Origin of the sequence: Hominimerdicola aceti, from assembly GCF_025567495.1 — a bacterium.
Lineage (GTDB): Bacteria > Bacillota > Clostridia > Oscillospirales > Ruminococcaceae > Hominimerdicola > Hominimerdicola aceti.
The window spans coordinates 61,160-86,638 of record NZ_JAOQJZ010000006.1; the positions used below are offsets into that span (position 1 = coordinate 61,160).

25 protein-coding genes are annotated in these 25,479 nt (G+C 41.5%); 15 read left to right on the forward strand and 10 right to left on the reverse strand.

The annotated features are described in order from the left end of the window. The first annotated feature begins 17 nt into the window (after positions 1-17). Together OCV57_RS07235 and radA are read left to right on the forward strand one after the other, a co-directional pair. Complete coding sequence (locus tag OCV57_RS07235; RefSeq protein ID WP_046440206.1) at positions 18-881, forward strand: PSP1 domain-containing protein; 864 nt, start codon at positions 18-20, stop codon at positions 879-881. A 131-nt stretch (positions 882-1,012) separates the two neighbouring features. Beyond that, on the forward strand, positions 1,013-2,386 hold the full coding sequence (radA, locus tag OCV57_RS07240; protein ID WP_267300993.1) for a DNA repair protein RadA: 1,374 nt from the start codon (positions 1,013-1,015) through the stop codon (positions 2,384-2,386). A gap of 65 nt (positions 2,387-2,451) precedes the next feature. Here the strand turns inward: radA and OCV57_RS07245 are convergent, their stop codons facing one another. Next, positions 2,452-3,036 carry a GNAT family N-acetyltransferase gene (locus tag OCV57_RS07245; protein ID WP_147342887.1) on the reverse strand — a complete coding sequence of 195 codons (585 nt, stop codon included), beginning with the start codon at positions 3,034-3,036 and terminating at the stop codon, positions 2,452-2,454. 153 nt (positions 3,037-3,189) lie between these two features. After that, positions 3,190-4,404, reverse strand: a complete 1,215-nt coding sequence (locus OCV57_RS07250) for an iron-containing alcohol dehydrogenase (RefSeq protein ID WP_117876580.1) — start codon at positions 4,402-4,404, stop codon at positions 3,190-3,192. 479 nt (positions 4,405-4,883) lie between these two features. Between OCV57_RS07250 and OCV57_RS07255 the strand changes: the two genes are divergently transcribed. The 3 genes from OCV57_RS07255 to OCV57_RS07265 all read left to right on the forward strand — a co-directional run bounded on the left by OCV57_RS07255 (position 4,884) and on the right by OCV57_RS07265 (position 8,476). After that, on the forward strand, positions 4,884-5,507 hold the full coding sequence (locus OCV57_RS07255) for an ECF transporter S component (RefSeq protein WP_267300995.1): 624 nt from the start codon (positions 4,884-4,886) through the stop codon (positions 5,505-5,507). A gap of 24 nt (positions 5,508-5,531) precedes the next feature. Continuing rightward, positions 5,532-6,299 (forward strand): type III pantothenate kinase, encoded by a 768-nt coding sequence (locus OCV57_RS07260; protein ID WP_267300997.1) that lies wholly within the window; start codon positions 5,532-5,534, stop codon positions 6,297-6,299. Between the two features lie 203 nt (positions 6,300-6,502). Continuing rightward, on the forward strand, positions 6,503-8,476 hold the full coding sequence (locus OCV57_RS07265) for a CotH kinase family protein (protein ID WP_267300998.1): 1,974 nt from the start codon (positions 6,503-6,505) through the stop codon (positions 8,474-8,476). A 62-nt stretch (positions 8,477-8,538) separates the two neighbouring features. On the opposite strand, the gene OCV57_RS07270 is transcribed toward OCV57_RS07265, so the two are convergent. The 3 genes from OCV57_RS07270 to OCV57_RS14375 all read right to left on the reverse strand — a co-directional run bounded on the left by OCV57_RS07270 (position 8,539) and on the right by OCV57_RS14375 (position 11,686). Continuing rightward, the gene (locus OCV57_RS07270) at positions 8,539-10,326 is read right to left on the reverse strand and encodes a glycoside hydrolase family 5 protein (RefSeq protein WP_267300999.1); all 1,788 of its coding nucleotides are present in this window, start codon (positions 10,324-10,326) and stop codon (positions 8,539-8,541) included. A gap of 11 nt (positions 10,327-10,337) precedes the next feature. Further along, entirely contained in the window at positions 10,338-10,922 is a 585-nt protein-coding gene (locus OCV57_RS14370) for a carbohydrate-binding protein (protein ID WP_394804274.1), read from the reverse strand. A 110-nt stretch (positions 10,923-11,032) separates the two neighbouring features. Beyond that, entirely contained in the window at positions 11,033-11,686 is a 654-nt protein-coding gene (locus OCV57_RS14375) for a family 43 glycosylhydrolase (protein WP_394804275.1), read from the reverse strand. A gap of 256 nt (positions 11,687-11,942) precedes the next feature. Between OCV57_RS14375 and greA the strand changes: the two genes are divergently transcribed. From greA to OCV57_RS07295, 4 genes are all read left to right on the forward strand, one after another. Beyond that, the gene (greA, locus tag OCV57_RS07280; RefSeq protein ID WP_022287906.1) at positions 11,943-12,419 is read left to right on the forward strand and encodes a transcription elongation factor GreA; all 477 of its coding nucleotides are present in this window, start codon (positions 11,943-11,945) and stop codon (positions 12,417-12,419) included. 37 nt (positions 12,420-12,456) lie between these two features. Continuing rightward, positions 12,457-14,028 carry a lysine--tRNA ligase gene (lysS, locus tag OCV57_RS07285; RefSeq protein WP_046440215.1) on the forward strand — a complete coding sequence of 524 codons (1,572 nt, stop codon included), beginning with the start codon at positions 12,457-12,459 and terminating at the stop codon, positions 14,026-14,028. A 107-nt stretch (positions 14,029-14,135) separates the two neighbouring features. Next, positions 14,136-14,897 (forward strand): hypothetical protein, encoded by a 762-nt coding sequence (locus OCV57_RS07290; protein ID WP_267301001.1) that lies wholly within the window; start codon positions 14,136-14,138, stop codon positions 14,895-14,897. After that, the gene (locus OCV57_RS07295) at positions 14,885-15,835 is read left to right on the forward strand and encodes a DNA-methyltransferase (RefSeq protein ID WP_267301002.1); all 951 of its coding nucleotides are present in this window, start codon (positions 14,885-14,887) and stop codon (positions 15,833-15,835) included. Before OCV57_RS07290 ends, OCV57_RS07295 begins: the two co-directional genes overlap by 13 nt. 93 nt (positions 15,836-15,928) lie before the next feature. Here the strand turns inward: OCV57_RS07295 and OCV57_RS07300 are convergent, their stop codons facing one another. Both OCV57_RS07300 and OCV57_RS07305 read right to left on the reverse strand, forming a co-directional pair. Then, the gene (locus OCV57_RS07300) at positions 15,929-16,144 is read right to left on the reverse strand and encodes an excisionase (protein WP_181981517.1); all 216 of its coding nucleotides are present in this window, start codon (positions 16,142-16,144) and stop codon (positions 15,929-15,931) included. Between the two features lie 121 nt (positions 16,145-16,265). Further along, a complete protein-coding gene (locus tag OCV57_RS07305) occupies positions 16,266-18,089 on the reverse strand; it encodes a hypothetical protein (protein WP_267301003.1) in 1,824 nt (607 codons plus the stop codon). 269 nt (positions 18,090-18,358) lie between these two features. Between OCV57_RS07305 and OCV57_RS07310 the strand changes: the two genes are divergently transcribed. The 3 genes from OCV57_RS07310 (at position 18,359) to OCV57_RS07320 (ending at position 21,521) form a co-directional block, all read left to right on the forward strand. Beyond that, on the forward strand, positions 18,359-19,600 hold the full coding sequence (locus OCV57_RS07310; RefSeq protein WP_267301004.1) for a hypothetical protein: 1,242 nt from the start codon (positions 18,359-18,361) through the stop codon (positions 19,598-19,600). 549 nt (positions 19,601-20,149) lie between these two features. Then, positions 20,150-21,346 carry a hypothetical protein gene (locus tag OCV57_RS07315; protein ID WP_267301005.1) on the forward strand — a complete coding sequence of 399 codons (1,197 nt, stop codon included), beginning with the start codon at positions 20,150-20,152 and terminating at the stop codon, positions 21,344-21,346. Next, positions 21,327-21,521, forward strand: coding sequence for a helix-turn-helix domain-containing protein (locus tag OCV57_RS07320; protein ID WP_267301006.1), 195 nt, complete (start codon positions 21,327-21,329; stop codon positions 21,519-21,521). Before OCV57_RS07315 ends, OCV57_RS07320 begins: the two co-directional genes overlap by 20 nt. A gap of 34 nt (positions 21,522-21,555) precedes the next feature. On the opposite strand, the gene OCV57_RS07325 is transcribed toward OCV57_RS07320, so the two are convergent. Continuing rightward, on the reverse strand, positions 21,556-21,954 hold the full coding sequence (locus OCV57_RS07325; protein ID WP_117891918.1) for a hypothetical protein: 399 nt from the start codon (positions 21,952-21,954) through the stop codon (positions 21,556-21,558). 145 nt (positions 21,955-22,099) lie between these two features. Continuing rightward, positions 22,100-22,273, reverse strand: coding sequence for a helix-turn-helix domain-containing protein (locus OCV57_RS07330; protein WP_267301007.1), 174 nt, complete (start codon positions 22,271-22,273; stop codon positions 22,100-22,102). Positions 22,274-22,567: 294 nt separating this feature from the next. Between OCV57_RS07330 and OCV57_RS07335 the strand changes: the two genes are divergently transcribed. From OCV57_RS07335 to OCV57_RS07345, 3 genes are read left to right on the forward strand one after another with little or no spacing between them, the layout of a single operon-like run. Further along, positions 22,568-23,680: an amidoligase family protein gene (locus OCV57_RS07335; protein WP_267301009.1), complete on the forward strand. Its 1,113-nt coding sequence runs from the start codon at positions 22,568-22,570 to the stop codon at positions 23,678-23,680. Between the two features lie 2 nt (positions 23,681-23,682). Then, on the forward strand, positions 23,683-24,624 hold the full coding sequence (locus OCV57_RS07340) for a class II glutamine amidotransferase (protein ID WP_267301011.1): 942 nt from the start codon (positions 23,683-23,685) through the stop codon (positions 24,622-24,624). 10 nt (positions 24,625-24,634) lie between these two features. Continuing rightward, positions 24,635-24,952, forward strand: coding sequence for a DUF960 domain-containing protein (locus tag OCV57_RS07345; protein ID WP_267301013.1), 318 nt, complete (start codon positions 24,635-24,637; stop codon positions 24,950-24,952). 144 nt (positions 24,953-25,096) lie between these two features. On the opposite strand, the gene OCV57_RS07350 is transcribed toward OCV57_RS07345, so the two are convergent. Beyond that, positions 25,097-25,417 carry a helix-turn-helix domain-containing protein gene (locus OCV57_RS07350; protein WP_118054467.1) on the reverse strand — a complete coding sequence of 107 codons (321 nt, stop codon included), beginning with the start codon at positions 25,415-25,417 and terminating at the stop codon, positions 25,097-25,099. Positions 25,418-25,479 lie beyond the last annotated feature (62 nt).

Sequence of the window (25,479 nt, forward strand, 5' to 3'; positions counted from 1 at the left end):
TTTGAAAGGAAAAAGAGATGTTAAAAATAATCGGAGTACGCTTTAAAAGCGTTGGCAAGATATACTACTTCGACCCAAAAGACTATGACGTGAAAATGGGCGACAAAGTTATCGTTGAGACCGCAAGGGGCGTTGAATGTGGTGAAGTTGCGCTTGTGGACAGGGAAATAGACGAAACAAGATTCACAAACCCCGTAAAAGGCATTATAAGGCTTGCCACCCCTAACGATATGAAAACTATCGAAAAAAACAGACAAAAGGAAAAGGACGCTTTCAAGATATGCGAGCAGAAAATAGCCGCTCACAAGCTGAAAATGAATCTTATCGACGTTGAATGTACTTTTGACAACAACAAGCTTCTTTTCTATTTTACCGCCGAGAGCAGAGTTGACTTCCGTGAGCTTGTAAAAGACCTTGCGGCGGTATTCAGAACGAGGATAGAGCTTCGTCAGATAGGCGTTCGTGACGAGGCAAAAATGCTTGGTGGTCTTGGCATCTGCGGACAGCCTTTCTGCTGTTCAAGATTTTTGGGAGAGTTCCAGCCTGTTTCTATTAAAATGGCTAAGGAGCAGGGCTTGTCACTTAACCCTACAAAGATCTCAGGCACTTGCGGAAGACTTATGTGCTGTCTGAAATACGAGCAGGACAGCTATGAGGATCTTCTCAAGCACACACCAAAGGTGGGCGCTATCGTAAAAACGGCTGACGGAAAGGGCGTTGTTGAGGAAGTAAATCTGCTCACAGGCAAGCTGAGAGTTAAAATGGATAAAAACGACAATGTTGTTGTGGTAAAGAAAGACGATATTGAGGTAATAAAGGATTCTGTTATAAGGCTCGACCGTGACGAGATAAAGGCTCTCAAGGGTCTTGAGGGCAAGTAATTTCAGCGCTTTGAACGAGCGATCACCGCAACATAAACGGGCTGTGTGGGTGCCAGCCACTACACAAAATCGGCACAGCATTTTTATATATCAGCAAATCATCAGATAAATATGCAGAAAGGAACGACCATATGGCAAAGGTGAAAACTTCGTATGTGTGCAGTCAGTGCGGATATGAAACATCAAAATGGAACGGCAAATGCCCTAACTGCGGCGAATGGAACACCTTTGAGGAGGTCGAGCTTGCGGTCAGAGCAGGCGGTGCAAAGTCTAAGCCTACGACTGTCAGGGATATTTCCGACAAGATAGTTGGCATAGGCGGTGTTGACGCAAGCTACAACGAGATACGTTATGCAACGGAACTGAAAGAGCTTGACAGAGTGCTTGGAGGAGGGCTTGTGAAAGGCTCTCTGGTGCTTCTGGGCGGTGAACCGGGCATAGGAAAATCCACAATGCTTTTGCAGATATGTCAGTATTTAGGGCAAGACCACACCATACTCTATGTATCGGGAGAGGAGTCTGTACGGCAGATAAAGCTTCGTGCAAACAGGCTTCATGTTGATTCTGAAAATCTGTATCTGCTTGCAGACAATGACTGCGAGCAGATATGCTCTGTGATAGTAAAAGAAAAGCCTGAGATAGTCATAATCGACTCTATCCAGACCATGAACATAAGCGGGATATCCTCAGCGCAGGGGTCTGTGACGCAGGTAAGAGAATGTACAAATATGTTCATGCGCACAGCAAAGTCGGAAGAGATACCAATGTTCATAGTTGGTCACGTCAACAAGGACGGCGCTATTGCAGGACCAAAGGTCATGGAACACATTGTTGACTGCGTGCTGTATTTTGAGGGTCAGCGAAATCTTACATACAGGATACTGCGAGCCATAAAAAACCGTTTTGGCTCAACGAATGAGATAGGTATGTTTGAAATGGCTGACAGCGGTTTGCTGGAAGTTGAAAATCCCTCTATGATGTTTTTGGAGGGCAGACCGACAGACGCTTCGGGAACTTGCGTTGCCTGCATAATGGAGGGCACAAGGCCTGTTATGGCGGAAGTCCAGGCACTTGTGTGCAAGAGCGTGCTTGCCTCCCCAAGACGTACTGCCACGGGCTTTGACTACTACAGAATGGCGATAATAATAGCTGTGCTTGAAAAACGGCTTGGCTATTTTTTCGGTGGGCTGGACGTTTACATCAACATTGTAGGCGGATTAAAGCTTGATGACACTGCGGCTGACCTATCGGTGGCGTTGGCACTTTATTCAGGGCTGACGGACAAGGTTATAAGCGACAAGCTTATCGCCCTTGGCGAGATAGGCTTAGGCGGAGAGCTTAGGAGCATTTCCCACTGTGAACAGCGCCTTGCGGAGTGCGAACGAATGGGCTTTGAAACTTGTATCGTTCCTGCACATTCACTGAAAAGCGTTGACACAAGTAAGTTTTCAATGAAAATAATTGGTGTGCGCTCAATAAGAGAGGCGTTCAAAGCTATAGGCTGATAAGCTAATACAGAACAACACAAAACGGACGGAAGACCAAATCTTCCGCCCGTTATTTTTCTGTCTTATGTAGAAGCCGCACGCTCTCCCATAATATCGCTTCTGAGAAGCCCATAGATGTTGAAGTCTGTATAGATGTTCACAAACTTTGCCTGACGCTTTGTTCCCTCGCAGGTAAAGCCGCATTTTTCCATTACTCTGTTTGAAGCCACGTTCACCGTCATGACCTCGGCTTCAAGCCTTTGAACGCCTGTTTCCTCAAAGCAAAATCTGATCACACGCCTGAGAGCCTCGGTGACAAAGCCCATGTTCTGATACGCCGCCGATATTCGATAGCCTATCATTGCCTGTCTGTCATTCTCGATATTGAACAGATTTACCTCCCCTGCCAACCTATGATTTTTCTTTAGCTCTATTCCCCAGCTTATATGATCCTTTTTGCCGTTGTTAAGAGTGCGTCCGAAAAAAAGCGACGGCTCTCTTTCCTGCCTTGTCATGTTTCTGCCCCAATATTTGTAAAGGTTCTCGTCAGCCATATAGGTTTTCATATCCTCTGCGTCAGCAGCGGTCTTCGCCCTGAGTATGAGTCTTTCTGTTTCCAGCACAGGAAAATGAGAAAAATAATAGTCCATGTCCTGCAAAATAAACACTCTCCCCTGCTTATATAATAAAATTTCCCAAGTCTACTAAAATTATAACATAAAATCTAGCAAAAATCAAGTGCTTTTTAAGCGAAATACACAAAAAAGCAGAAAACGCCCCGAAACAAGTTCGGGACGCTCTCTGTTCTATAATCTGGAGAATTAGAAATCAACTTCTGTATCGTAGTAGCAGCACTTGAGGAGCTTTTCCATTTCTTCCTGTGAAGGCTGACGTGGGTTAGAACCTGTGCAAGCGTCTGCGATAGCGTTCTTAGCGATCTCAGGGAGTCTTTCAAGGAATACGTTCTCTGGAACGAAGCCCTGCTCACATGGATAGCTGTCTGTACCATAGTTCTTGATGCAGTGAGGAATGTTGAGCTTGTCATTCATGCCTCTTACATACTCGATGAGGAGCTTTACCTTCTCGTCATCGTTTGAACCGCCCAGGTGCATATAATCAGCGATAACGCCATATCTCTTCTTAGCTGTTTCGTCCTTAGCATTGAATGCGATTACCTTTGGCAGATACATTGCATTAGCTGCGCCGTGGATAATGTGTGCGCCATAGTCAGCGAAAGCTGCGCCTGTCTTATGAGCCATTGAGTGAACGATACCAAGCAGAGCGTTTGAGAATGCCATACCTGCAAGACACTGAGCGTCGTGCATTCTATCTCTTGCGCCCATATCGCCGTTGTAGGAATCAACGAGATCCTTCTGGATCATTTCGATAGCGTGGATAGCAAGCGGATCTGTATATGCACAGTTCGCTGTTGAAACATAAGCTTCGATAGCGTGTGTCAGAGCGTCCATGCCTGTATGAGCTGTCAGCTTCTGTGGCATTGTTTCAGCAAGATCAGGGTCAACGATAGCTACATCCGGTGTGATCTCAAAGTCAGCTATAGGATACTTGATACCCTTGTCATAATCTGTGATGATAGAGAATGCTGTTACCTCAGTAGCTGTACCTGATGTTGAAGAAATTGCGCAGAAGTGTGCTTTCTTTCTCAGCTCAGGGATACCGAATACCTTACACATATCTTCAAATGTGCAGTCAGGATACTCATACTTGATCCACATAGCCTTTGCAGCGTCGATAGGTGAGCCGCCGCCCATTGCTACGATCCAATCAGGCTCAAATTCGAGCATAACCTTTGCACCGTTCATAACTGTTGTTACAGAAGGGTCTGGCTCTACGCCCTCAAGAAGCTTAACTTCCATTCCAGCCTCTTTCAGATAAGCTTCTGCCTTCTGGAGAAAACCGTTTCTCTTCATTGAGCCGCCGCCGACTACGATGATAGCTTTCTTACCTTTCAGTGTTTTCAGGTTCTCCAGTGCTCCCTTTCCGTGATAAAGGTCTCTTGGTAATGTAAATCTCATTTCTAATTCCTCCTATATGTAATGTAATAATGTAATCCAAAGAGGTTTGTGTAAATCTCACACAAATTCTCTCTTTGCTTGCTTTTAATTATACAAAATGTCAATGAACTATTCTAACATAATCTATGAATATTCTATTAATTATTAACTTTTACATAGCGTATATCTGTTAGTGCATACAGCTAAATGTACATATGAATGTGTAAAACAGGTGTAAAAAATATCACAATTACATGAAAAATCACGATTTTGTTTGCACTATATGGAATTTTGTGGCACTTATTTTGTTTTCTTTTGTTAATAAATTATACATTTATGAGTGTGGAGATATTCCTGTTTATGAAGATAAAAAAATTCATAAAAAATTCATAAAAAATTTGCGTAAGCTATGGAAATATGAGAAAAAATATGCTATAATATATTGGTATTGTATTGTATCCTCCCACGATGGAGGAATAATAACAAGGAGGAAATTTAATATGAAAACAAAGGTCAACACGAAATCATTGGTGATACTGGGTTTGATGACAGCTCTTACAATGATCTTCTCATTTACCCCTATCGGTTCTATACCGATCGGACCGCTGGTAATTACCCTTAATGTAATTCCTATTGCGATAGCGGCTGTAACGGTAGGTCCTGTGGGAAGTGCGGTCATTGGCGGAATATTTGGACTGCTCAGTTTTCTGCAGTGTTTCGGAATTGGCGTACCAAGCGGAATGGGTGCAGTTTTAGTATCGATAAACCCTATTTTGGCTTTCGTTCAGCGATTTGTACCAAGACTTCTTGACGGCATTATCGTAGGATTTATTGCAAAAGGAATGAGCAAGGTAACAAACAATTATGTTTCATATGCTGTTACGGGCTTTTTTACTGCGTTTTTGAACACTGCGTTCTTTATGAGTGCACTTGTTTTGCTTTTCGGCAACACCGATTATGTAAAAGAGCTTATGGGCGGAAAGAATATAATAGTATTCATCTGCACCTTTGTAGGCATAAACGCTTTGGTCGAAATGGCTGTATGCACATTTGTTACAGGTACGGTAGGTGCTGCACTCTACAAAGCAAAGTTCATACCTAACAAAAGTAAAGCACAGGCATAATACCACCGAAAGGATAACATACAAATGGTTTTAGCAGTCGATATAGGAAACACAAACATAGTCATGGGTTGTTTTGAAAGCGACAAGATACTTTTTGTTGAAAGACTTTCTACAAATCAGCAGTCCACGGCACTTGAATATGCAATAATGCTCAAGAACATTCTTGAGATACATTCCATAGACATTAACGACTTCAAGGGCGGTATAATCTCGTCCGTTGTGCCTTCTGTTACGCTTACTATGAAAGAGGCTATGGAGAGGCTCATCAAAAAGCGTATCATGGTGGTAGGACCGGGAATAAAAACGGGACTTAAAATAAACCTTGACAATCCAGCCCAGCTTGGCAGCGACAGAGTTGCTGACGCAGTTGCGGCGATAAATCTTTATCCTGTACCTATTATAATGATAGACATGGGCACTGCGACCACCGTATCGGTGATCGACAAGGAAAAGAATTTCATTGGCGGAATGATAATACCGGGACTGAGGACTTCCCTTGACTCTCTGTCAGGAAAAGCCTCACAGTTGCCTTTTATCAGCCTTGTGCCGCCTAAAAAGGTCATAGGCACGAACACTATCGACTGCATGAAGAGCGGTATAATCCACAGCAACGCTGCAAGCATTGACGGAGTTATCGAGAGGATAGAAAACGAACTTGGGGAAAAATGCACGGTGGTTTCCACTGGCGGCGTGGCAAAGATAATAGTGCCTTACTGCAAGCGTGACATCGTCATTGACGATGAGCTTCTGCTTAAAGGGCTTATGATAATCTACAATAAAAACAAACAATAATTTAAAATACAATACACAAAGCGTCGGGTAGTTTATCCGACGCTTTTTTATGTCGCTTTTTATATCCATAATAGACAAACAAACAGGCTTCAAACAGTTGCAAATGCCGAAAATGGAGCGTTTCTATTGCTTCCAGGACTTTGTTATGGTACAATCATATGTGCAAAGTAAAACGTTTACATAAAACAGAAAGCAGGAAATATATGAACGCAAGAAAAATATTATGCCTTATGGCCGCAGTGCTTATGCTGTCGGGCTGTTCAAAGGGTGTGGACGGTTCACAGGCTTCATCAAAAGCGGTTGAAAGCTCCGGCAAAGCGGACAGCAGTGTTTCAGACTATGATAATACCACCACCGAACCTGAAACAGACAAGCCTGACCTTGTTATCAATGACAGCGTGGTAGGTTTTTCGCAGAAAAGCGGCTTTTATGACAGCGGTTTCAGCCTTGAGCTTACCGCAAACGATGGCGAGAAGATATACTACACCACTGACGGCACAGACCCTAGGACCTCTGCCACGAGAGAAGAATACACTGCCCCTATCGAGATAAAAGACAGGAGCAATGACCCTAATGTGGTTTCAGCCGTGCCGACAGAAATGATATCAGGAAATTTCAATGAGTTCAGCTTTGGCGAGGGGGATTTCTGGTGCAACAAGAAAGCACCTTCTGACAATGCGGTGGACAAATGCACTGTTATAAGAGCGTCAAGCGAAAAAAGCGACGGAAGCGTTTCGCAAAGCTTCTCAGGCAGCTTTTACATAGGAAGCGCAGAGGAGCATATAAAAGGACTTAAAGAAAGCTGTGAAGCGGCCGGGCATGACCTTGCGGTAATGAACATCACAATGGACTACGCTGACCTTTTCGACAGCAAGATCGGCATTTACGTCAAGGGAGATATTTTCAACAAGGCACTTGAGGACTATAAAGCCAGCGGAGAAAGCATAGAAAACGAAACTGCAAGACAGCTTGACGCAAACTACAAACAGCGTGGCAAGGAATGGGAACGTGATTGTCACATCGAGCTTAACGAGATTTCAGCCGAGGGAAATGTGACGAACGCTTTGTCACAGGATTGCGGCATAAGGATACAGGGAAACTATTCACGCTCCGACCTGCAAAAGGGATTCAGGCTTTACGCCAGAAAGAAATATGGCGAAAAGAAGTTTAACTATGAGGTCTTTGAGGGGCTGAAAAACGCATCTGATGAAACTATCGACAGCTTTAAGACGCTTACTCTCCGTGCAGGTGGAAATTGTGCTTTTACAGCAAAATTCAATGACACCTATTGGCAGAGTCTTATGACAGAGCTTGACGGCTCAACAAAGGCTTCACGTCCATGCGTTGTTTATCTGAATGGCGAATACTGGGGACTTTATGTGCTGGAGGAGGACTATTCCGACAATTATTTTGAAAACCACTACGGTGTGAACAAAGACGATGTGGTGGTCTACAAAGGCGACGCAGAAACCTATCAGAGCGGCTACAAGCTTGACGAGGGCAAGCTTCCGGAGGGAGAAACAGACGAGGGATATTTCTTCAAGGAGCTTACAGATTTCTTCGCTTCTCACAAAGACTTATCCACACAGACGGATTATGAGGAGTTCTCAAAGCTTGTTGACACCGACAGTGTGAGAGATTATTTCCTTGCAGAGGTTTGGATAAACAACAAGTGGGATTGGCCGGGCAAGAACTGGTCAATGTGGAAGGTGCAGAACACAGACAGTTCCAACGAATATGCAGACGGCAAATGGCGTTTCATGTTCTATGACATTGAGTTCGGCGGAGTGAGCGGTGAAGGCGACGCATGGACGAACACCATGAAAGAGGATAACTACAAGCCAAAGGGACTGCTTGACACGGACACGAAAAATCCTGCGGTTCTGAGTTTTGCTTATCTTATGTCAAATGAAGATTTCAGGAACGATTTCAATGACAGGCTTTTAAAGATGTCTGAGGGTACGTTTGAAAAAGAAAAGGCACTTGATAGGCTCGCAGAATTTGAGAGCGTATATTCCCCTCTTTATGAGCAGTTCTTTGCAAGATACCCAGAAACAGGCTCGGCTGAAGAAGCGCTTCATGGAGGATATGCTTCTTCAGACTGCATAAGGGCGTTCATTAACAAACGTGATAAGTCTATCCAAAGTATTGTGGACTGGACTAATTCGCAGTTCTGATATTTCACAAACCAAAACGGCAGAACAGCATATGCTGAACTGCCGTTTTTATATGCTCTGATCTATGCCGCAGGAGCGTATGTGAATGTTATTTCGAGAGTGTTTATCTTTCCTGCATAGTCAAGTATTGTTGGAGAAGCCTTTGAAAGGTCACCGCCTGCTATCCTTGCGTCCTCAGGCGGTGCGGATACCCACTGATTTACAAGGTTCACTCTTGTGCAGATCTCATCGTCAGATGTGGTGTAGCCCTCCGCTATGGTTTCAACAGCTTCGCCGTTTATCTTTATCTCGTCAATAGTTGCGATATAGTTCGGATAAAGCTTCTCACCGTTTGCGATACCCAGAGCCGAGAATGCAATGCCGTTGGCGTTGTTTGATGACATATCAAGGCTTACTGTGTAAGTTCCCTCACCGTCTATAACTGCGTTTTCTGCGATAACTCCGTCGCTCTTTGAAACCGGATCATACTCGTCACCAACGCTGTAGCATACGGAAAAATCTGCACTCTGATACATTATCCATGCCACCGCTGTGTTCTCGTCAGCCTGCGGTGCGGTATCATCTGTTAGCTTTTCAGGTGCAGCCGCAAGAGTTTCATCAAGCTTCTTTACAGCAGCGGCTCTTTCCTCCTCCACTGTCATCGAGGACTGGTTATCACGGCGTCTTTCATCAAATATCTTTGCCACAGTTTCATCACGCATTTTAAGCTCTGAACGTGAGAAGAAATCACTGCAATCCCAAAGGAATGGTGCAAAGCCGTAGGCGTCACAGTTGTCGAGGAGGTTGTCAATAAACTTGTCAGTGCCTTTCTTTAGGTCACCGCCGTTTGTAAGCACTGCATACTCGCCTATTATTATGCCGTAGCCCTGCTCGGAATACTTTGTCATGTTCCTGAAAAGTCTGTTCTGCTCCTCATAGTCTGTCTTTGTTCCCCAATCTGAGCGACCCTTTGTTCCGCAATAATCCCATGGGGTATAATAATGAACAGAAAGCAGGAGCTTATCCTTTGCGGTATCAGTTGGCATTTGGAACTTGTTTGAGCAGGTCATTGTGATATCGGTATTGTAGCCTGCGATAAGAAGAAAACGCTGTTCGTTGTTTCCGCCTGTTGCACGGACAGTGTCAACAAAGGTCTGATTTATCTTGTTGGCCATTTCATAGCACTCGGCTTTTGAAAGCGAGCCTGAGTTTTTGCAAACGTCTGTGTCATTGAGTCTGTCACCAAGCTCTTCGTTTGCACCCTCAAATATAAGTCTGTCGGAGTATTTTTTATATCTGTTCGCTATCTGCGTCCACATGGACTTATACATTTCAAACGCCTTGTCAACGTCGCTCTGCTCTGAAGAACCGAACATTCCCCACCAGCTTCCGTCCCAGTGGTCGTTTATGATAACATACATATCATTATCCAAAGCGTAGTTTATTATCTCCTCCACTCTGTCGAGATAGGCTTCATTTATGGTGTAATCGCCTTTTTCATACTCCATTGCGTTTGTCCATGCCACAGGCACACGGAGAGAGTCAAAGCCGCTTGCTTTCATGCCCTTTATCATTTCTTCCGTTGTGACAGGCTGACCCCAGAAAGTTTCAAAGCTTTCAGGGTCGGTGTCGGCAGAATAGCTTTTATGACCGTAGGCTTCCATGGTGTTTCCGAGGTTTGTGCCGTTGCCCAGAAGTCTTGCAAGCTCGGTTGCAGTAAGGTCTTTGTTTATACTTCCGTCATCAGAGGTCTTTGCGCCCTCCTCTGCCTTAGATGAAGGGCTGTCGCTTCCCTTTCCACAGCCTGCAAGCAGTGCTGTGCAGCCCATGACCGCCGCGGTAAGAAGTGGGATAAGCCTAAACTTTTCCATGTCATTTCCTCCTATTTCATAAATACAAATTCTTCAAGTTCAAAAAGCGGCTTGTTTTTGAAATAATCTGCTATCCAATCGGCAAGCTCATCTGAAAAAGCTGTAGGCACAAAATAGATAGAATGTCTGCCAGTAAGGGACTTGACTACTCCTGTGTAAACTCCGTCGCCTGTGCCGATATCAACATAGCCTATTGGCTCGCCGTTCTCATAGTCATCAGCATAGACCGCCACCTTTGAAATAGTTCCCATGCCCCTGACTTTCAGGGCTATCTTCATGGTCTTTGAGGAAAAGTCCTCGCCAAAATCAAAATACTTATAGCCTATAACATTGCCCTCGGTGATGTTCACGATACTTCTTGTGAAGATATCCTTTTCGGTGATAAAACAACCACCTTTAAGCACGCAGGCTATATCCGCAGGATAAGGCTTGAAAGGGTCAAGGCTGTCCTCAAAGCCAAGCGAGGTCATTTCCACTGTCGGTATCGTTCCGTCAGGGAGAATCTCTATTTTCTCAACGCAGGCACGTCTTGACATTATGGTATTGTTTGTCATTCTGTGATAGAAAATATACCACTGACCATTTATATTGCACACTGAGCCGTGGTCATTTCCACCCGGATAGTCAACGCCGTTGTCTATTATATATCCACGATATTTGAACGGACCTTGTGGCTTATCTGAGGTTGCATAGGCAAGCCTGCTTCCTACACATGGGGAATATATAAGATAGTATGTATCTCCGATTTTCCTTGGGGAGCTTGCCTCGAAGAAGCGCTGTTCCTGCGGTGCGTTGTCGCTGTCATCAATGACCGCTCTTTTGTAGCTGCCCTTTTTACCTTTTTAATGGTATACATATCCGCAGGGTCTATCTCATTGAAGTTGGATTCTGTGAAGCCGTAATAAATATACACTCTGCCGTCATCATCAACAAGCACGCCTGCATCATTATAAATGCCGTCATCGCCTGCGTCCTCAGGGTCATATTTATACTGAGAAAGGAGCTTGAAAGGACCTTCGGGCTTATCGGACACGCCAACAACTCCCTTTGAGCCGACTATATAGGCATAGAGATAATACTTGCCGTCTTTTTCTATAACGTCCGGAGCGAACAGCTTGCGGTCGGTCATTCCCTCGGTATCGGACTTATGGTCACGGTCATCACGGGTATGGAAGCTGTGTCCGTGGCAGACCCAATTGTTAAGGTCATCAAGCGGTGCAGACCAGACTTTCAGTTTATAGTCGCAAAAGTCGCTTTGAGCGGCTCTGTCATGTGAGCCATAAAGATAAACTCTGTCGCCGAAAACTCTCGGCTCGCCGTCAGGGATATACTCCCATGCAGGCAAAATGGGGTTTGGCATGAAAATTTCCTCCTATGTTTTTTCATAACTTGTTTTATCATAAGATAATTATAGATCATACTATTATTATTTTCAATATCCTAACACGCTGTCAGAGGTGAAAATTTGTGCAAAATGTAAAATCGTGCAGACTGTCCAAAGGTGCAAAAAAGCCCGTTTGCGACGGCTTCCGACCTTGACAAAAGAGGGCAAATCGTGTATAATATTAAGTTGATAGTACCCGTATAAAATTATATTGATATAGGAGTGTTTAATTATGGCAGCTATTTCTAAGACTGTTTCAAAAGCAGGTTATGCTAAATTGCAGGAGGAACTTGAATACCTTATTACAGTAAAAAGACGTGAAGTTGCTCAGAAGCTTAAAGAAGCACGTTCTTTCGGAGACCTTTCCGAGAATGCTGAGTACGACGAGGCTAAGAACGAGCAGGCTATCCTTGAATCAAAGATCAATGAGTTAGAGCTTCTCATTTCAAACGCAACTGTCGTTGAGGACGATGATATTTCTGTAAACGAGATAGGCGTAGGCTCTATCATCAAGATAAAGGATATCGAGCTTGACGAGATCGAGGATCTTCAGATAGTAGGTTCAACTGAGTCTGACCCTGACAACGGCAAGATCTCTGACGAGTCACCTATAGGCAAGGCTGCACTCAAGCACAAGGTGGGCGACATTTTCGAGGCTGAAACACCTGCCGGTCTGCTGAAATTCGAGGTCATCGACATTTCAAAGTAACAGACCACTTACAAAACACACGGAAAGGAAAATATAAATGAGCGAGGAAAACCGCACAAACGCTCCTGAGGAAGAGCTTACTCAGGAGGACATAAACAGCTTAAAGAAGATAAGAATGGACAAGCTTGAAGAGCTGAAAGCCAAGGGCAAGAATCCATTTGAGATAACAAAGTATGACGTTACAGCAAGCTGTGCCGAGGCTAAAGCACAGTATGAAAAGCTTGAGGCTGAACTTAAGGAACAGGCAGGCGAGGACGAGGAAAAGCTCAAGGAGCTTCTTGAGGCAAACCGCATAACAGTAAGCGTTGCAGGCAGAGTAATGTCAAGACGTCTTATGGGCAAGGCAAGCTTTTTCGATCTGAGAGATAAGAGCGACAAGGTTCAGGTCTATCTGAGAATGAACGAGATCGGCAAGGAAGAATTTGACGATTACAAGAAGGGCGATATCGGTGATATCGTTGGCATTGAGGGCTTTGTATTCAGAACAAAAATGGGCGAGATATCAATTCACGCTCAGAAGTTCGTACTGCTTTCAAAGTCGCTTCTGCCGTTGCCTGAGAAGTGGCATGGTCTGAAGGATCAGGACACTAGATACAGACAGAGATACACAGACCTTATATGCAATCCTGAGGTAAAGGACACATTTATAAAGAGGTCACAGATAATCTCATCTATCAGAAGATATCTTGACGGACAGGGCTTCATGGAAGTTGAAACTCCAATGCTGGTATCTAACGCAGGCGGAGCTGCCGCAAGACCATTTGAGACACACTACAACGCACTTGACGAGGACGTTAAGCTTAGAATTTCTCTGGAACTTTATTTGAAAAGACTTATTGTCGGCGGACTTGAAAGAGTATACGAGATAGGCAGAGTATTCAGAAACGAGGGTGTTGACGCAAGACACAATCCTGAGTTTACTCTTATGGAGCTTTATCAGGCATACACAGATTACTACGGCATGATGGATCTCACAGAGAATATGTTCAGGCACGTTGCACAGGAGGTATGCGGCACAACTTGTGTACCATACGGCGATGTAATGATAGATCTTGGCAAGCCTTTTGAGAGAATGACAATGATCGACGCAGTAAAGAAGTATTCGGGAGTTGATTTTTCACAGGTAGCCACAACAGAAGAGGCAAAAGCACTTGCAGACGAGCATCACATTGAATACGAGGCAAGGCACAAGAGGGGCGACATACTCAACCTGTTCTTTGAGGAATATGTTGAGGAGCATCTTATTCAGCCTACATTCATAATGGATCACCCTATCGAGATTTCTCCGCTTACAAAGAAGAAGCCAGAAAATCCTGATTATGTAGAGAGATTTGAGCTTTTCATCACAGGCAGAGAGATGTGCAACGCATACTCAGAGCTGAACGATCCGATAGATCAGCGTGAGAGATTTGCAGCGCAGGAAGAGGCATTGAAGCAGGGTGACGAGGAAGCAAACCACACAGACGAGGACTTCCTGAGAGCTTTGGAGATAGGTATGCCACCTACAGGCGGAATTGGTTACGGCATTGACAGACTTGTTATGCTGCTGACTAACTCACCGGCTATTAGAGATGTGCTTTTGTTCCCTACGATGAAGACGTTGGAATAAGAAAGCATGATAAATTGGTGCTTTTTAAACATTACAACTGATTAGAAATAATACACAAAAAGCGGTTGGATTTATATTCCAGCCGTTTTTTATAAAAGGAGAAATAAATGAAGTACGAAGATTTGTTATTAAAAAAGCCAATTGAATCAAAAACATACAGAGAAGATTCTGAATTCATTATAAAACAAATAAAAGATATTCTGGATAATCAAATGCGAAGTGGTGATAATAAAATTATTATTAATACAAATTTGAGAATGGGATTACCACTTGAAAATATTAACAAGATTGCAGGCCCAATGCTTGAGGCATGGGCAGGCGAAGTTTTTGCGGGCATTAGAGATGATATGAATAATCCATATCATCTAATAAATGTCGAAGCACAAGAACGGCTGGGCATGGCAGATATTATTCTGCAATTCAAAAGAAATAGCGATGTATTGACAGGAAATGTTGATGTAAAGGCAACAGCAAATGATATCCCAAACAGTGGAAAAGGTCCTAATATTACTTCTTTTTCAAGAATTAGAACAGCATATGTGAATGACCCGGATTTTATGTTTATTATTTTATCAATTAAGCATAGAGTATATGTAAAGCGAAATGAACAAACTAAACTAATGGATGGTATTATGGAAGTAATAGACCACAACGAGTATGATTTAAAGTTTATATCTGATTCGGACATAAACTATAATCCTGCTCTAGGTACAGGTCAAATACAAATAAAGGACATTCACTATATTACATATCAATATAGAACAACGTGGGAAATGTGCCAGCTTTTAGATAATAAATACCTTAACAGTAGCAGAAGAAATATTGATGATTTTATTAGGGAGGCAAAAAAGAACGGATGGATAAAGTAATTGATAATCAACGCATTATATGCGGAGATGTAATTAAGGAATTAATGAGAATGCCCAATGAATCCGTATCATTAATAGTTACAGACCCACCATATAATTTGAATAAAAATTATGGTAAATCACAAGACAAATTAGAGTTTGATGAATATATTAATTTTTCAAAGAAATGGCTATCAGAAGCAAAACGAATCTTAAAGCCAAATGGTACTATATATGTTTTTATGGGAATGAGATATATTTCATATATTTATAAAATTCTTGAACAAGACTTGGGAATGCACTTCAATAGTTGGATTACATGGTTTTATACACAAGGAATTGGAAAAACAAAAGGCTTTTCTCCACGACATGATGACATATTAATGTTTACGAAAGATAAAAAAAAATTTACTTTCAATCTTGATGATATACGGGTTCCACAAAAATTTTACAGAAATATTAATAATATGAGAGGTGCCAACCCAGGAAATGTATGGCAATTTTCTCACATACATTACTGTAATTCAAAAAGGCAGTCACATCCAACTCAAAAGCCAGAAGGTCTTTACGAAAGAATGATATTAGCATCATCTAATGAGAATGATTGTGTACTAGATCCATTTGGGGGATCCGGTACCTGTTTACATGTTTGTCAAAATACCAATCGAAAGGGTATTACTATTGAATTAAATCCAGATTATTGTCAAATGATTGAAGAAAGACTTAATAAACCTTTTGAGGGCTTTGACTCAGTAGATGAAAAAATGACTAGATGTCCAAATGATTTAAATGATGCAGATGTTCGTATTGAGTATATATATAATCATATAAACTGGTTTTTAAAAAACCATAAAGATGCAATTCCTGTTTTTTTGGAAGAAGTTAAATCGAAGTATTTGACAAAAATGATAGAAACTGAACAAACTTCTATTTTTGACAAATATAAAATCCAATATTAAATAGGATATACATGACTTTATTCTGCATTACTATTTCCTCCTTATAAAAATGAATATCTAAATTCTGCTGAAATTTAGCTTTGATTATATGATTCAGATAGAATAAGCTCTCGACATATACTCATCAAACTGCCTGCGCTTTATAAGCCTTTTATTTCCCACCCACAAAACGAACGGACAGCGTTCGTCTGCCGTGAGTTCTCTCAGCTTGTGCTGACCGATGTTTGAATAAACGGCGGCTTCCTCGATAGTGAGGTTTTGCTTTTGAAATATAGGGACGTTGAGTTCCCTTTCTCTGACCATATCCATAATTGCTTACCTCCTTGGTATCTTGAAAATAATGTATTAGTGTAAAATAAGACTTTGCTCCTTTTTATGGGCGTTGTTCGACTTTCTTTCTATTCTTTAGAAAACTGCAGTTAGTATGGAGTTAATAAGGCTCTTGGTCATCTATGTTTTCAAAACAGTCGTTCGAGTTATCTCCCCAACTGCCATAATCAGACGAACTTGAAGAACCATCCCACCAATAATGCACTTCGTCTGCCGATATATTGGCGATCTCAGCCTGACATTCTTTCAATCTCTGCAAGTATAGCTGATAATATTTTCTGCTCTTGTCCTCTGAAATAGTAGATGTGTACTCGCCGCCGATAACTTTGAGCAGGCCATAATATCTTAACTGCGCCGATACTTTTTGTTTACTGGGTACTACCTCAAGCTCTAATCTGGTTTTCAGCCAATTTGTCAAAACGTCAGCCTCAACGCAAAGGTAAGAGCCGTCAAAATAAAAGACGTATCGTTGCAGATATTTGTTTTTTCTTGCTTTTTTCGCTTCTTTGGAATATTCAGCAAAATCTGCGGACACAATGTCCTCTTGGAATATGCCGAGAAGTATCTCGTCGATAAATTCTCTGCCTATCTTATTATCATCTGTCAAACAATGGTCTATCGTGTCGTTGATACAGTTTTCTATCGAGGTCTTGCATATGTTAGATAAGTCTTTGATATGCTCGTCCGTAAGATCGTGCTGTTCTTTAAGATAGCGTTTAAAAATATCCAGCGTGATACAAAGTATCTGATAGGTACGCATTATCCGCTTTAGCTTGCCGCTATTTTCATTGCCGATATTGCTATTATCGTTCTTGCTTTTGTAATACGCTGATTCATCGGATATTTTTTCATAATTCCAGCACAGCCACAAGATGAAGTCTTTTAGAAACGCAATGTACTTTCCGTGCTCTTTTTTCAACAGAGTAAGTTCATCGCTGTCAAAGGCGTTTTCAAGCTGGACTAGCAGACACCTGTTTATGGTGCTGTTGTTTTTGATGACATATTCTGCTGTGACGATAGCTATGTTGTCGAGTTTCACCTCGATGTCTTTGTAGTGGCAGTTGCCGCTGCTTTGATTCATTTGTATAAAGTCGCAGAGCTTTGCTTCGTTGGAATTTCTTATCCTCGATGATACCGTGCGATTCAGGTCGTCGATAACTATCAATGAATCTTTCAGCTTTGCGGCTTTCTTGATTGCATATTTATCGCTGGACAATGAAACGATGTTGTCGTGATCTTCAAAAATATCACTGAGCAGCTTTGAAAATTCCGTTTTGCCAAGCCCTGAATCGGCGTAAATGAATATGGTAAAACCATATTCGTCTAGCTCGTTCTCAAACATCGGCTTGACATAAGCAACTAAGGACGCTATGAATGCCGCCGGCGGGAATGATGATGAATTTATAAGCTTGTCGAGATATGAAGTAAAGTCGCCGCTGTTATCGCTTTTCTTTAGCTTTATAGTGCTTTCAGAGATAACAGGGTCTTCGTCGGAAGCATTGACAACTTCGTTGCCTAATCCGAAAACGATCTTGCCGTTTTGCAGTTTCAGATAGCCTTGATCTATGGCGTAGTTATCCTCAGGAGTTTGACCGAATACGCTCAGTTTCACTACCGACGATATGAATTTTGAAAACAGGTTGTCGCTGCAAAGTGCGTATATTTGATAGTCGAAAAAGATGTCTAAAGCCTTTCCCTCTATCGCAAGTGCTAGCGGACAATCGAAACTATACGTCTTATCCTGCTCAGCTAGCTTGATGTGAAATCTGACGTACTTAGTACAATTGTGCTGGGTATTGATAGTGGAATAAAACTCTAATTGCATTATCGACCATTCCGTTATCTTGCCTTTTGAGTTGTAATAACAGCCGTCTTTCAGTATATACTCCTGCGGCAATTTTGGAGTTAATAATAAAGTTTTCATAAGAAGCTCTCCTTTTAAGCAAGTAGTAGTTGAAATATCTGTAAATAAGTGATATAATAGAAGCACTACAAAGCTGCTGACACATAGTATTTTTGTTGTACTTTATCTCTATCAGATCATCTGTCTGTTTAGAGTTTATCACACCAAGAACCGTTAACGCAAAGATGTTAACGGGTTAACGCCAAGTGAATACTCACAAAGTTTCAGAGCGATTTTTATGCTACTTGTACATATGCGCTGATTTATGTTGAAAAGGAGGAAACATTCAAATGGAAGAAACTCAGAAAAGTTCGTATCTTTCTCTAGGTATCTTTTTGAAACTCTTGTCAAGGTATACCAGAAAAGATAAAGCTATAGCAGAAAAAAGATTTTTGGGAGCAAATAATACTGTAATTTCGACAACTATCTTCAAGTATTTTATCTCTGCGCTTACTTTGAATTGGTATACTGATGATAATGAACGATCAGACACACTGAAAAGCCTGAACAGCAATCTGATAAATTGCAAAAAGGAACTCTTTAATTTTAAATTTCTTATGCTGGAAAAAGATGAGATAAAAGCGGCATTTATAGAAGATGTACAGTCAGATACTCCGATAGCGCTTGCGTTTATGGCTGAATTTGTTTTGTATTGCATTGATGAAAATAAGTGCAGACAAATGGTCGACGAACTGCTCAGAGCGATAAGAGATGATAAGGACATTGCCGACGATACAACGTTTTACATTTTCGGGAACGGCAAAAGCACGACCAAAAGAGAAATGGTAGATAAACAGTTTAACTTTACCGCCGACTGTTTCCTGTTGGGAGTATGGCATTTTCTTATCAGTGAGCGTTCGGACAGTAACTGCATTGGCCGTGACACACTTGTTGATTGGTACGGCACTTCAACTGAAACATATGGTAAAAGCCAAATAGGTACTGAACTAAGGCGCAACGTATGGGAACCGCTAGGACGTGAAATAAGGGTCATTCCGTCTGAACGCAAGGTACTTAAAGAAGAAAAAGCCGTTTCGCAGGACAATGCGGAGCAAGAGCATAAGCTGTTCGTTTATGATATGGACAGTCTTTCGGAAGAGGAACAAGAGAGTTTGGAGCGTTTGAAGAAGAGCCGCATACTTCGTGATCTTTTGAGGGCATGTCATATTGGTACTTGTGATAAGAAGAATGATGATAATAAAGATGACAACAACTATGCGGAGAATTATGAGCTTTTTGTTATGGCGTTAAAAAGATGTGAGCTGCTTGTTTTAAATAACAATAACGCTGGTCGTATCAAGGAGGATGTTATCACGCTTTGTAAGCGGTTAGAAAAGTTTATAAAGTTGATAAAGCAAAAAGATACAAATAATTCTTCCGATAAGTCATATTCTGCATACAATAATAGTGTGAAACAAAAAATCACTAGCCGCAAAGAAGTTCTTGATAGAGTTTACACCACACTATATGGTCACTATCCTGTGTTTAGCGATGAACAGCTCTCTGATCTTTTATCTGTTGTTAAAATATAAACCTCGTTCATACTATACGGCTGAGATGAGCCGAGTGCTAAATCAAGCACACTCTTTTCCTTATAATTACATTGAATTTTATTTCTAAACAAAAAACCGCAAGTTTTACGCTGTTGATTCAAAAAACGGCTTGTACTTGCGGTTTTATTCTTTTTATAATATGTACGCTCTAATAAATTCCATTTAGAAGCATCTTTATTGCTTTACGACTGGCAAAGTGAAACGCAAATATATTCGCATTGATAGTTGTGCGTAACTTAGCGATATATATATAAGGATAAGTATTCTTGAAAAAAAATGAACAGCTTAAAGCTGTAGGTATTCCCCTATACCCCTAATATTCTTAATATCTATTTTTACTCTTATATATCAGTAATAAAAGTATGATATTATATCAAGCTAAACGGGTCTATAATAAATTGTTTATATTATAAATAATTTTTTTATCTTTATGTTGTATTCACAAGCATTATTTTAAATTATTTTTTATTTTGATATAACAATCCTATAAAATAAAATTTTTTGCCTAAAAACAAGGAGTTAGATCAAATGAAAAACAATTATTTTATTGATACTATCGAGTTGACTTATCACACTACATTTGAATATATTACAGAAAAGCTAGGCACAGTTCCAAAGAAGTGCGTAAAGAAAGGTGAATTTTATTATCCGACTTCACTTGAAGCTAATAGGTCGGGTATAGATATGAGAACGAGAAAATGTTCTAAAGGAGAACGCCACAGAAAGGGTGAGAACTATAAGATAGTTTTAAGGATAGCTACCGGAAAGATACCATATTTCAAAGACGAGGTAAAGCACGTTGAAATGAGGGACGATCTTGATAAAATGATATACTACGTCAATGAATTTATCAAGTTCAGAATGCCTGACCTCGATATAAATGATTTTGAACTGACTAGGATAGATATAACTAAAGACATACACAAAGTACCTGAGACAGTCATCAAGGAATACATAATGCTTATGAGAAGAATGTTCGTGCCTGACAAATTTGAACTCAACGAACAGCTTGAAAAGAACACAAAGGATTTTCGCAGAGAAGATTCCTTCAATGCTCTGATGAAAAAGGGCAACACAAGTATAGCAGAATTTGTTGTATACAATAAAGCCCGTGCGGCAATAGATCAAGACCTTACCGACACGGAGCTTGAATACTACAAAAACACTATGAGGCTGGAGTTAAGATGTTACAAAAGTTACATAAGAAAAATGGCGTACGAAACAACTACAATCGAGATATTGCGCCATATGTTTGAGCGGAGAAGCTATTTTATCGAAAGAGAATTTTATAGGATATTTGACGTTGAGGAAAGAACGCAGTCGTTTTTGAATATCTACTGGCTGAAAAAGTACATAAAAAGAAGCATTGACGGCAAGCCTAAGCACAAAAAGTATATGATAGATCTATCGACGATACTTGACAGAGATAGTTTGCCAAATATTACGGACGCACGATTGATATACTGCGATAGTCATAGTTCGTCATTAGGCGTGATGAACTGGTTCGACGATATACACATATCGCCTGTCACTATCAAAAATAAGGATTATCCGTTTTTGCAGTCATTGAGCAGTGCACTTGGCTTTAACGACCCAACGCCGACCGATACTAGGCTGTATGAGTATCTGCTCAAAAGGACAAGAAACAGAAAATTTTATCTTAATGCGTCAGATAATTATTACGAATTCGAGGGGGTGCCTAGGTGTGAGCAAGAAGAATGTTGAAACAGAAAAATTATTCCTTACTCTTAACGAAACTTGCAAAATGCTGCGGCTCAGCCGACCAACTTTGGTTAAGCTTATCAATCAGGGAAAGATAAAAGCTTTCAAGCCGAGTATCCGTGTTTGGAGGATACCTGTGGAGGAGGTTTTTAAGTTTGAGAAAAGCAGCCAAAAATAAGTCAATATTGATATCAACCAGCATAAAGGTTTGCTTATACATTATCGTCAAAGAAACGGTCGATTGTGTGTAGTAAAACCTCTTCAGTCGGATTTTCTATTTTGATCTCATTATAATCTGGTCCTTTTGCTCGGCTTATGTAAACAACACAATTCATATTCTTTTCTTTTGCGTGTTTAGTAAATTTGGCATATAATTTTGATATCCGCATTTTAAAAATGTCATAACCACCGTTAAGCACAAAAGTTTTGAACGCTTCAGTAACAAACGGAAGAAAAATATGAATAATGGAATCAATAGGTATTCCAGCACCCAATCCGCTTGGCATTACAAATCTTGCGTTATATGGTGCAAGTTGTTCGTTTATTTCTTGAAAATCATCACAAAAATTATCTTGCGTACCATAAATGCTAAATTCAATCATTTCACTCATAATAGCCGTAGTATATAACTACTTTTCACATCCTTTCATATGAATGTATGTATCATTATAACTAGTATAGCATATATTGACAACTTGTCAATAGTAAAGCACCCGCCCCTGTACTGAAAAACACAGTACAGGGGCGGTTCTTTTTTCACCTCTTCCTCAAAAACTCAATAACACTAAACTTGTAAATCCTCCACCTGCTGCCGATCTTGAAACCCTCTATCTCCCCTGTTTTAAGATAACGGAGCATAGAGTTTTTTCCTATCTTTAAAAGCTGATGACATTCTTTGGCGGTAAGTATATCGGGAATATCATCAAACATATTTTATCATTCCTTTCAAAAAATATCGGTTTATCTTAATGTTCTGCGGTTTAGTTCGGCACTTTTCGGAAACTTACCTTTTACAAATATACATCATCTTTGTGAAGTAACGCAAATGCGGAAAGGAGGGCGTTACGATGAACAAAGCTAAAGTCATACTCGTGCTTGTTGGCAGCGTGCTGGTGGAGATTGCGCAGGAGATCATCACCTATATCGCAGATAAGGACGAGTGAACACCATAGGCAGGCTTTCGGGTCTGCCTTTAATTTTTGTATTTTGTAAAGGAGTTTTAAAATGAGCGAACTTACCTATTGCAGCATTTGCGGCTGCGCTTTAGAGGACGAGGCGGAATGCTATGAAGTCGAAAACGAGATACTTTGTCAGGATTGCTACGATAACGAAACTGTGGTATGCGACCATTGCGGCGACCGCTGTATCGAACGAAATACCGTGAGCGATGAAAACACTATCCTCTGCACAGATTGCTATGATAATCATTATTACCGCTGTTCAAACTGCGAAACTATCGTGCATTCAGACGATACTTACTGGCGCGGCGATAATGCCTATTGCCGTGAATGTTATGACGATTGCTGTGACAGCAGCGACTACATCAACGATTATTACTACAAGCCAAAGCCCGTGTTTTACAAACTGCCGAAAGAAGACAACGTGCGTTTTTACGGCGTTGAACTGGAGATAGACGGTGCAGGAAGATACGATGATAATGCGGAAAAGATTTATGATACAGCTAATGTTCAGAACGAAGTGCTTTACATAAAGTCAGACGGCTCGCTGGACGAGGGAATGGAACTTGTCAGCCACCCTTGTTCAATAGATTTTCATCGAAAGAAATTCCCGTGGGACGAGATAGTAAAAAAAGCCATTGCCCTTGGCTACCGTTCGCATAATACGTCTACCTGCGGACTTCACGTCCATATAGGCCGAAAGCAGCTTGGATATTCCTACGAGGAACAGGAAGAAGTCATAAGCAGAATAATGTTCTTTTTCGAGAGCCATTGGAACGAGCTTTTCAAGTTCTCACGGCGTACTGCATACAGCGTTGACCGCTGGGCGGCAAGACACGGTTACAATGACAAGCCGAAAGAGATACTTGAAAAGGCAAAGAAAAGCACTAAGGGCAGATATGCCTGTGTTAACATAACAAATGCTGATACTGTGGAGATAAGGCTGTTCAGGGGCACTCTAAAATTCAACAGCTTTATGGCGACGCTTGAACTTGTTGACAGCATATGCGAAAATGCAGTTTGCCTTAATGACGATGAGATGAACAAGCAATCCTGGGCGGATTTTGTGCTGGGCATAAAGCCTGAATATACAGAACTTATCAGGTATCTGAAAGAGAAAAGGCTCTATGTTAACGAGCCTGTCAGCGAGGAGGATTAACTATGTGTGCGATATTTGGATTTGTAAATTACAGACGTTCGCTCAGCAGGAGCGAGATGAAAGAGCTTATCAACAGATTATCCGTCGAGTCAGAGGTGAGGGGTAAAGACGCAACGGGAATAGCTTATGTGAAACACGACGAGCTTAAAGTGTTCAAGAGGGCAAAACCTGCTCACAAGGTAAAGCTTTATGTGCCAGAGGACACAGTTATCCTCACAGGTCACACGAGAATGACTACGCAAGGCGACGCTAGGTACATTTACAATAACCACCCATTCACAGGCAAAACTGCGGACGGGTCTTTTGCTTTATGTCACAACGGCGTGCTTTACAACGACAGCCAGCTTGCAAAGTCTGAACATCTGCCGAAAAGCAAGATAGAAACTGACAGCTACGTTGCCGCACAGCTTATTGAGAAATACGGCAGACTTGACTTCAAGACCATAGCGAAAATGTCAGAGGCGGTAGAAGGCTCTTTTGTATTCACGATACTTAGCGACAAGAACAAGCTTTTCATAGCAAAGGGCGACAATCCGCTTTGCCTTATCCATTACAAGCAATTAGGGCTGTATGTTTACACGTCCACCGAGGACATTATGAAGAACGTGCTGAAAGGCAGTTTCCTTGAAAAGCTGCCGTTTGAAGTGATAAAGGTCACAGAGGGAGAGATCATAAGCATTGACAAGCGTGGGCATTTTGAGAAAAGCAGCTTTATTCCAAACGAGTTCTGCTATGGCTGGAACTATTATGGATACAGAAAGCTCGCTTATGATGATGACGAACTTTTCGATATATGTGGTATGTTCGGGGTATCGCAGGAGGATCTTATGCTGCTTTACGATATGGGTTACACGAACGAAGAGATAGAGGGTATGCTTTGCGACAGGAGTATGTTGAGGGAGTGTATCGAGGAGGCTAGGGTGCTGGTGGGAGAATATTATTAGGAGGTATTTTATGGCATACACATTCAGCGGAAGCAGATACGTCACAAGCGGCGTGGCAGAAAACTTCCCTATTGAATTGCAAGTGGCGTTATTTTCAGCCGTAGAGCAAATGCGAGAAAAGGTCAGCGGAAAGCTTGATTATCTGCAAGTTTTCGAGATAGTTACAGAAGTCAAGGGGCAGAAAAAATTCCTGCACATTTATCATATGCAGGAATGCCCCGAGGCTAAGCTTGAATATTTCATACCGACCGACGTGGAGATAAACAGCAGGGCGTATATGATCGACGATGTGGATCATATTACGCTGCTGTTGGCGGAGGAGTATTGAGTTGAAAAGGAATCACAGCTTTCGAGGGGGCTGTGATTTTTTTGTACTGAACCTCACCTCTCCTGTACCTATTTACCTTATAATCATGCTTCAAAGTGTCGGTCTTGTCTATGTGGCAGACGTACAAACTTACCTTTTACCCTCTCACCGCCTATTCCCATTAGCCAGATCATTAACAATATCAGCAATGTTCTCCAGCTGCCTTTTGTTGAGCTTTTTCAGGTCAGAGATAAGCTTACTTAGCTCTTTTGGCTGCTCGGCGTCGGCATCGAAAAACTCCTGCGGCGTAATGTCCAGATACTCGCAGATATAAAAGAAAGAGGTCATAGAGGGCAGGGCTTTTCCTGTTTCGATATTGTTTATATACCCTGCGTTCTGTCCAATAGATAAGCTCATATCCCTTGCGGAAACACCTTTCTGTGTGCGAAGTTTTGAGAGCCTCAAAGCAAAATTATTGTCATACATGAATTTGTTCTCGTACATTATTTGCACCCCCATATATAATATTTTATCCTATATCATTATGC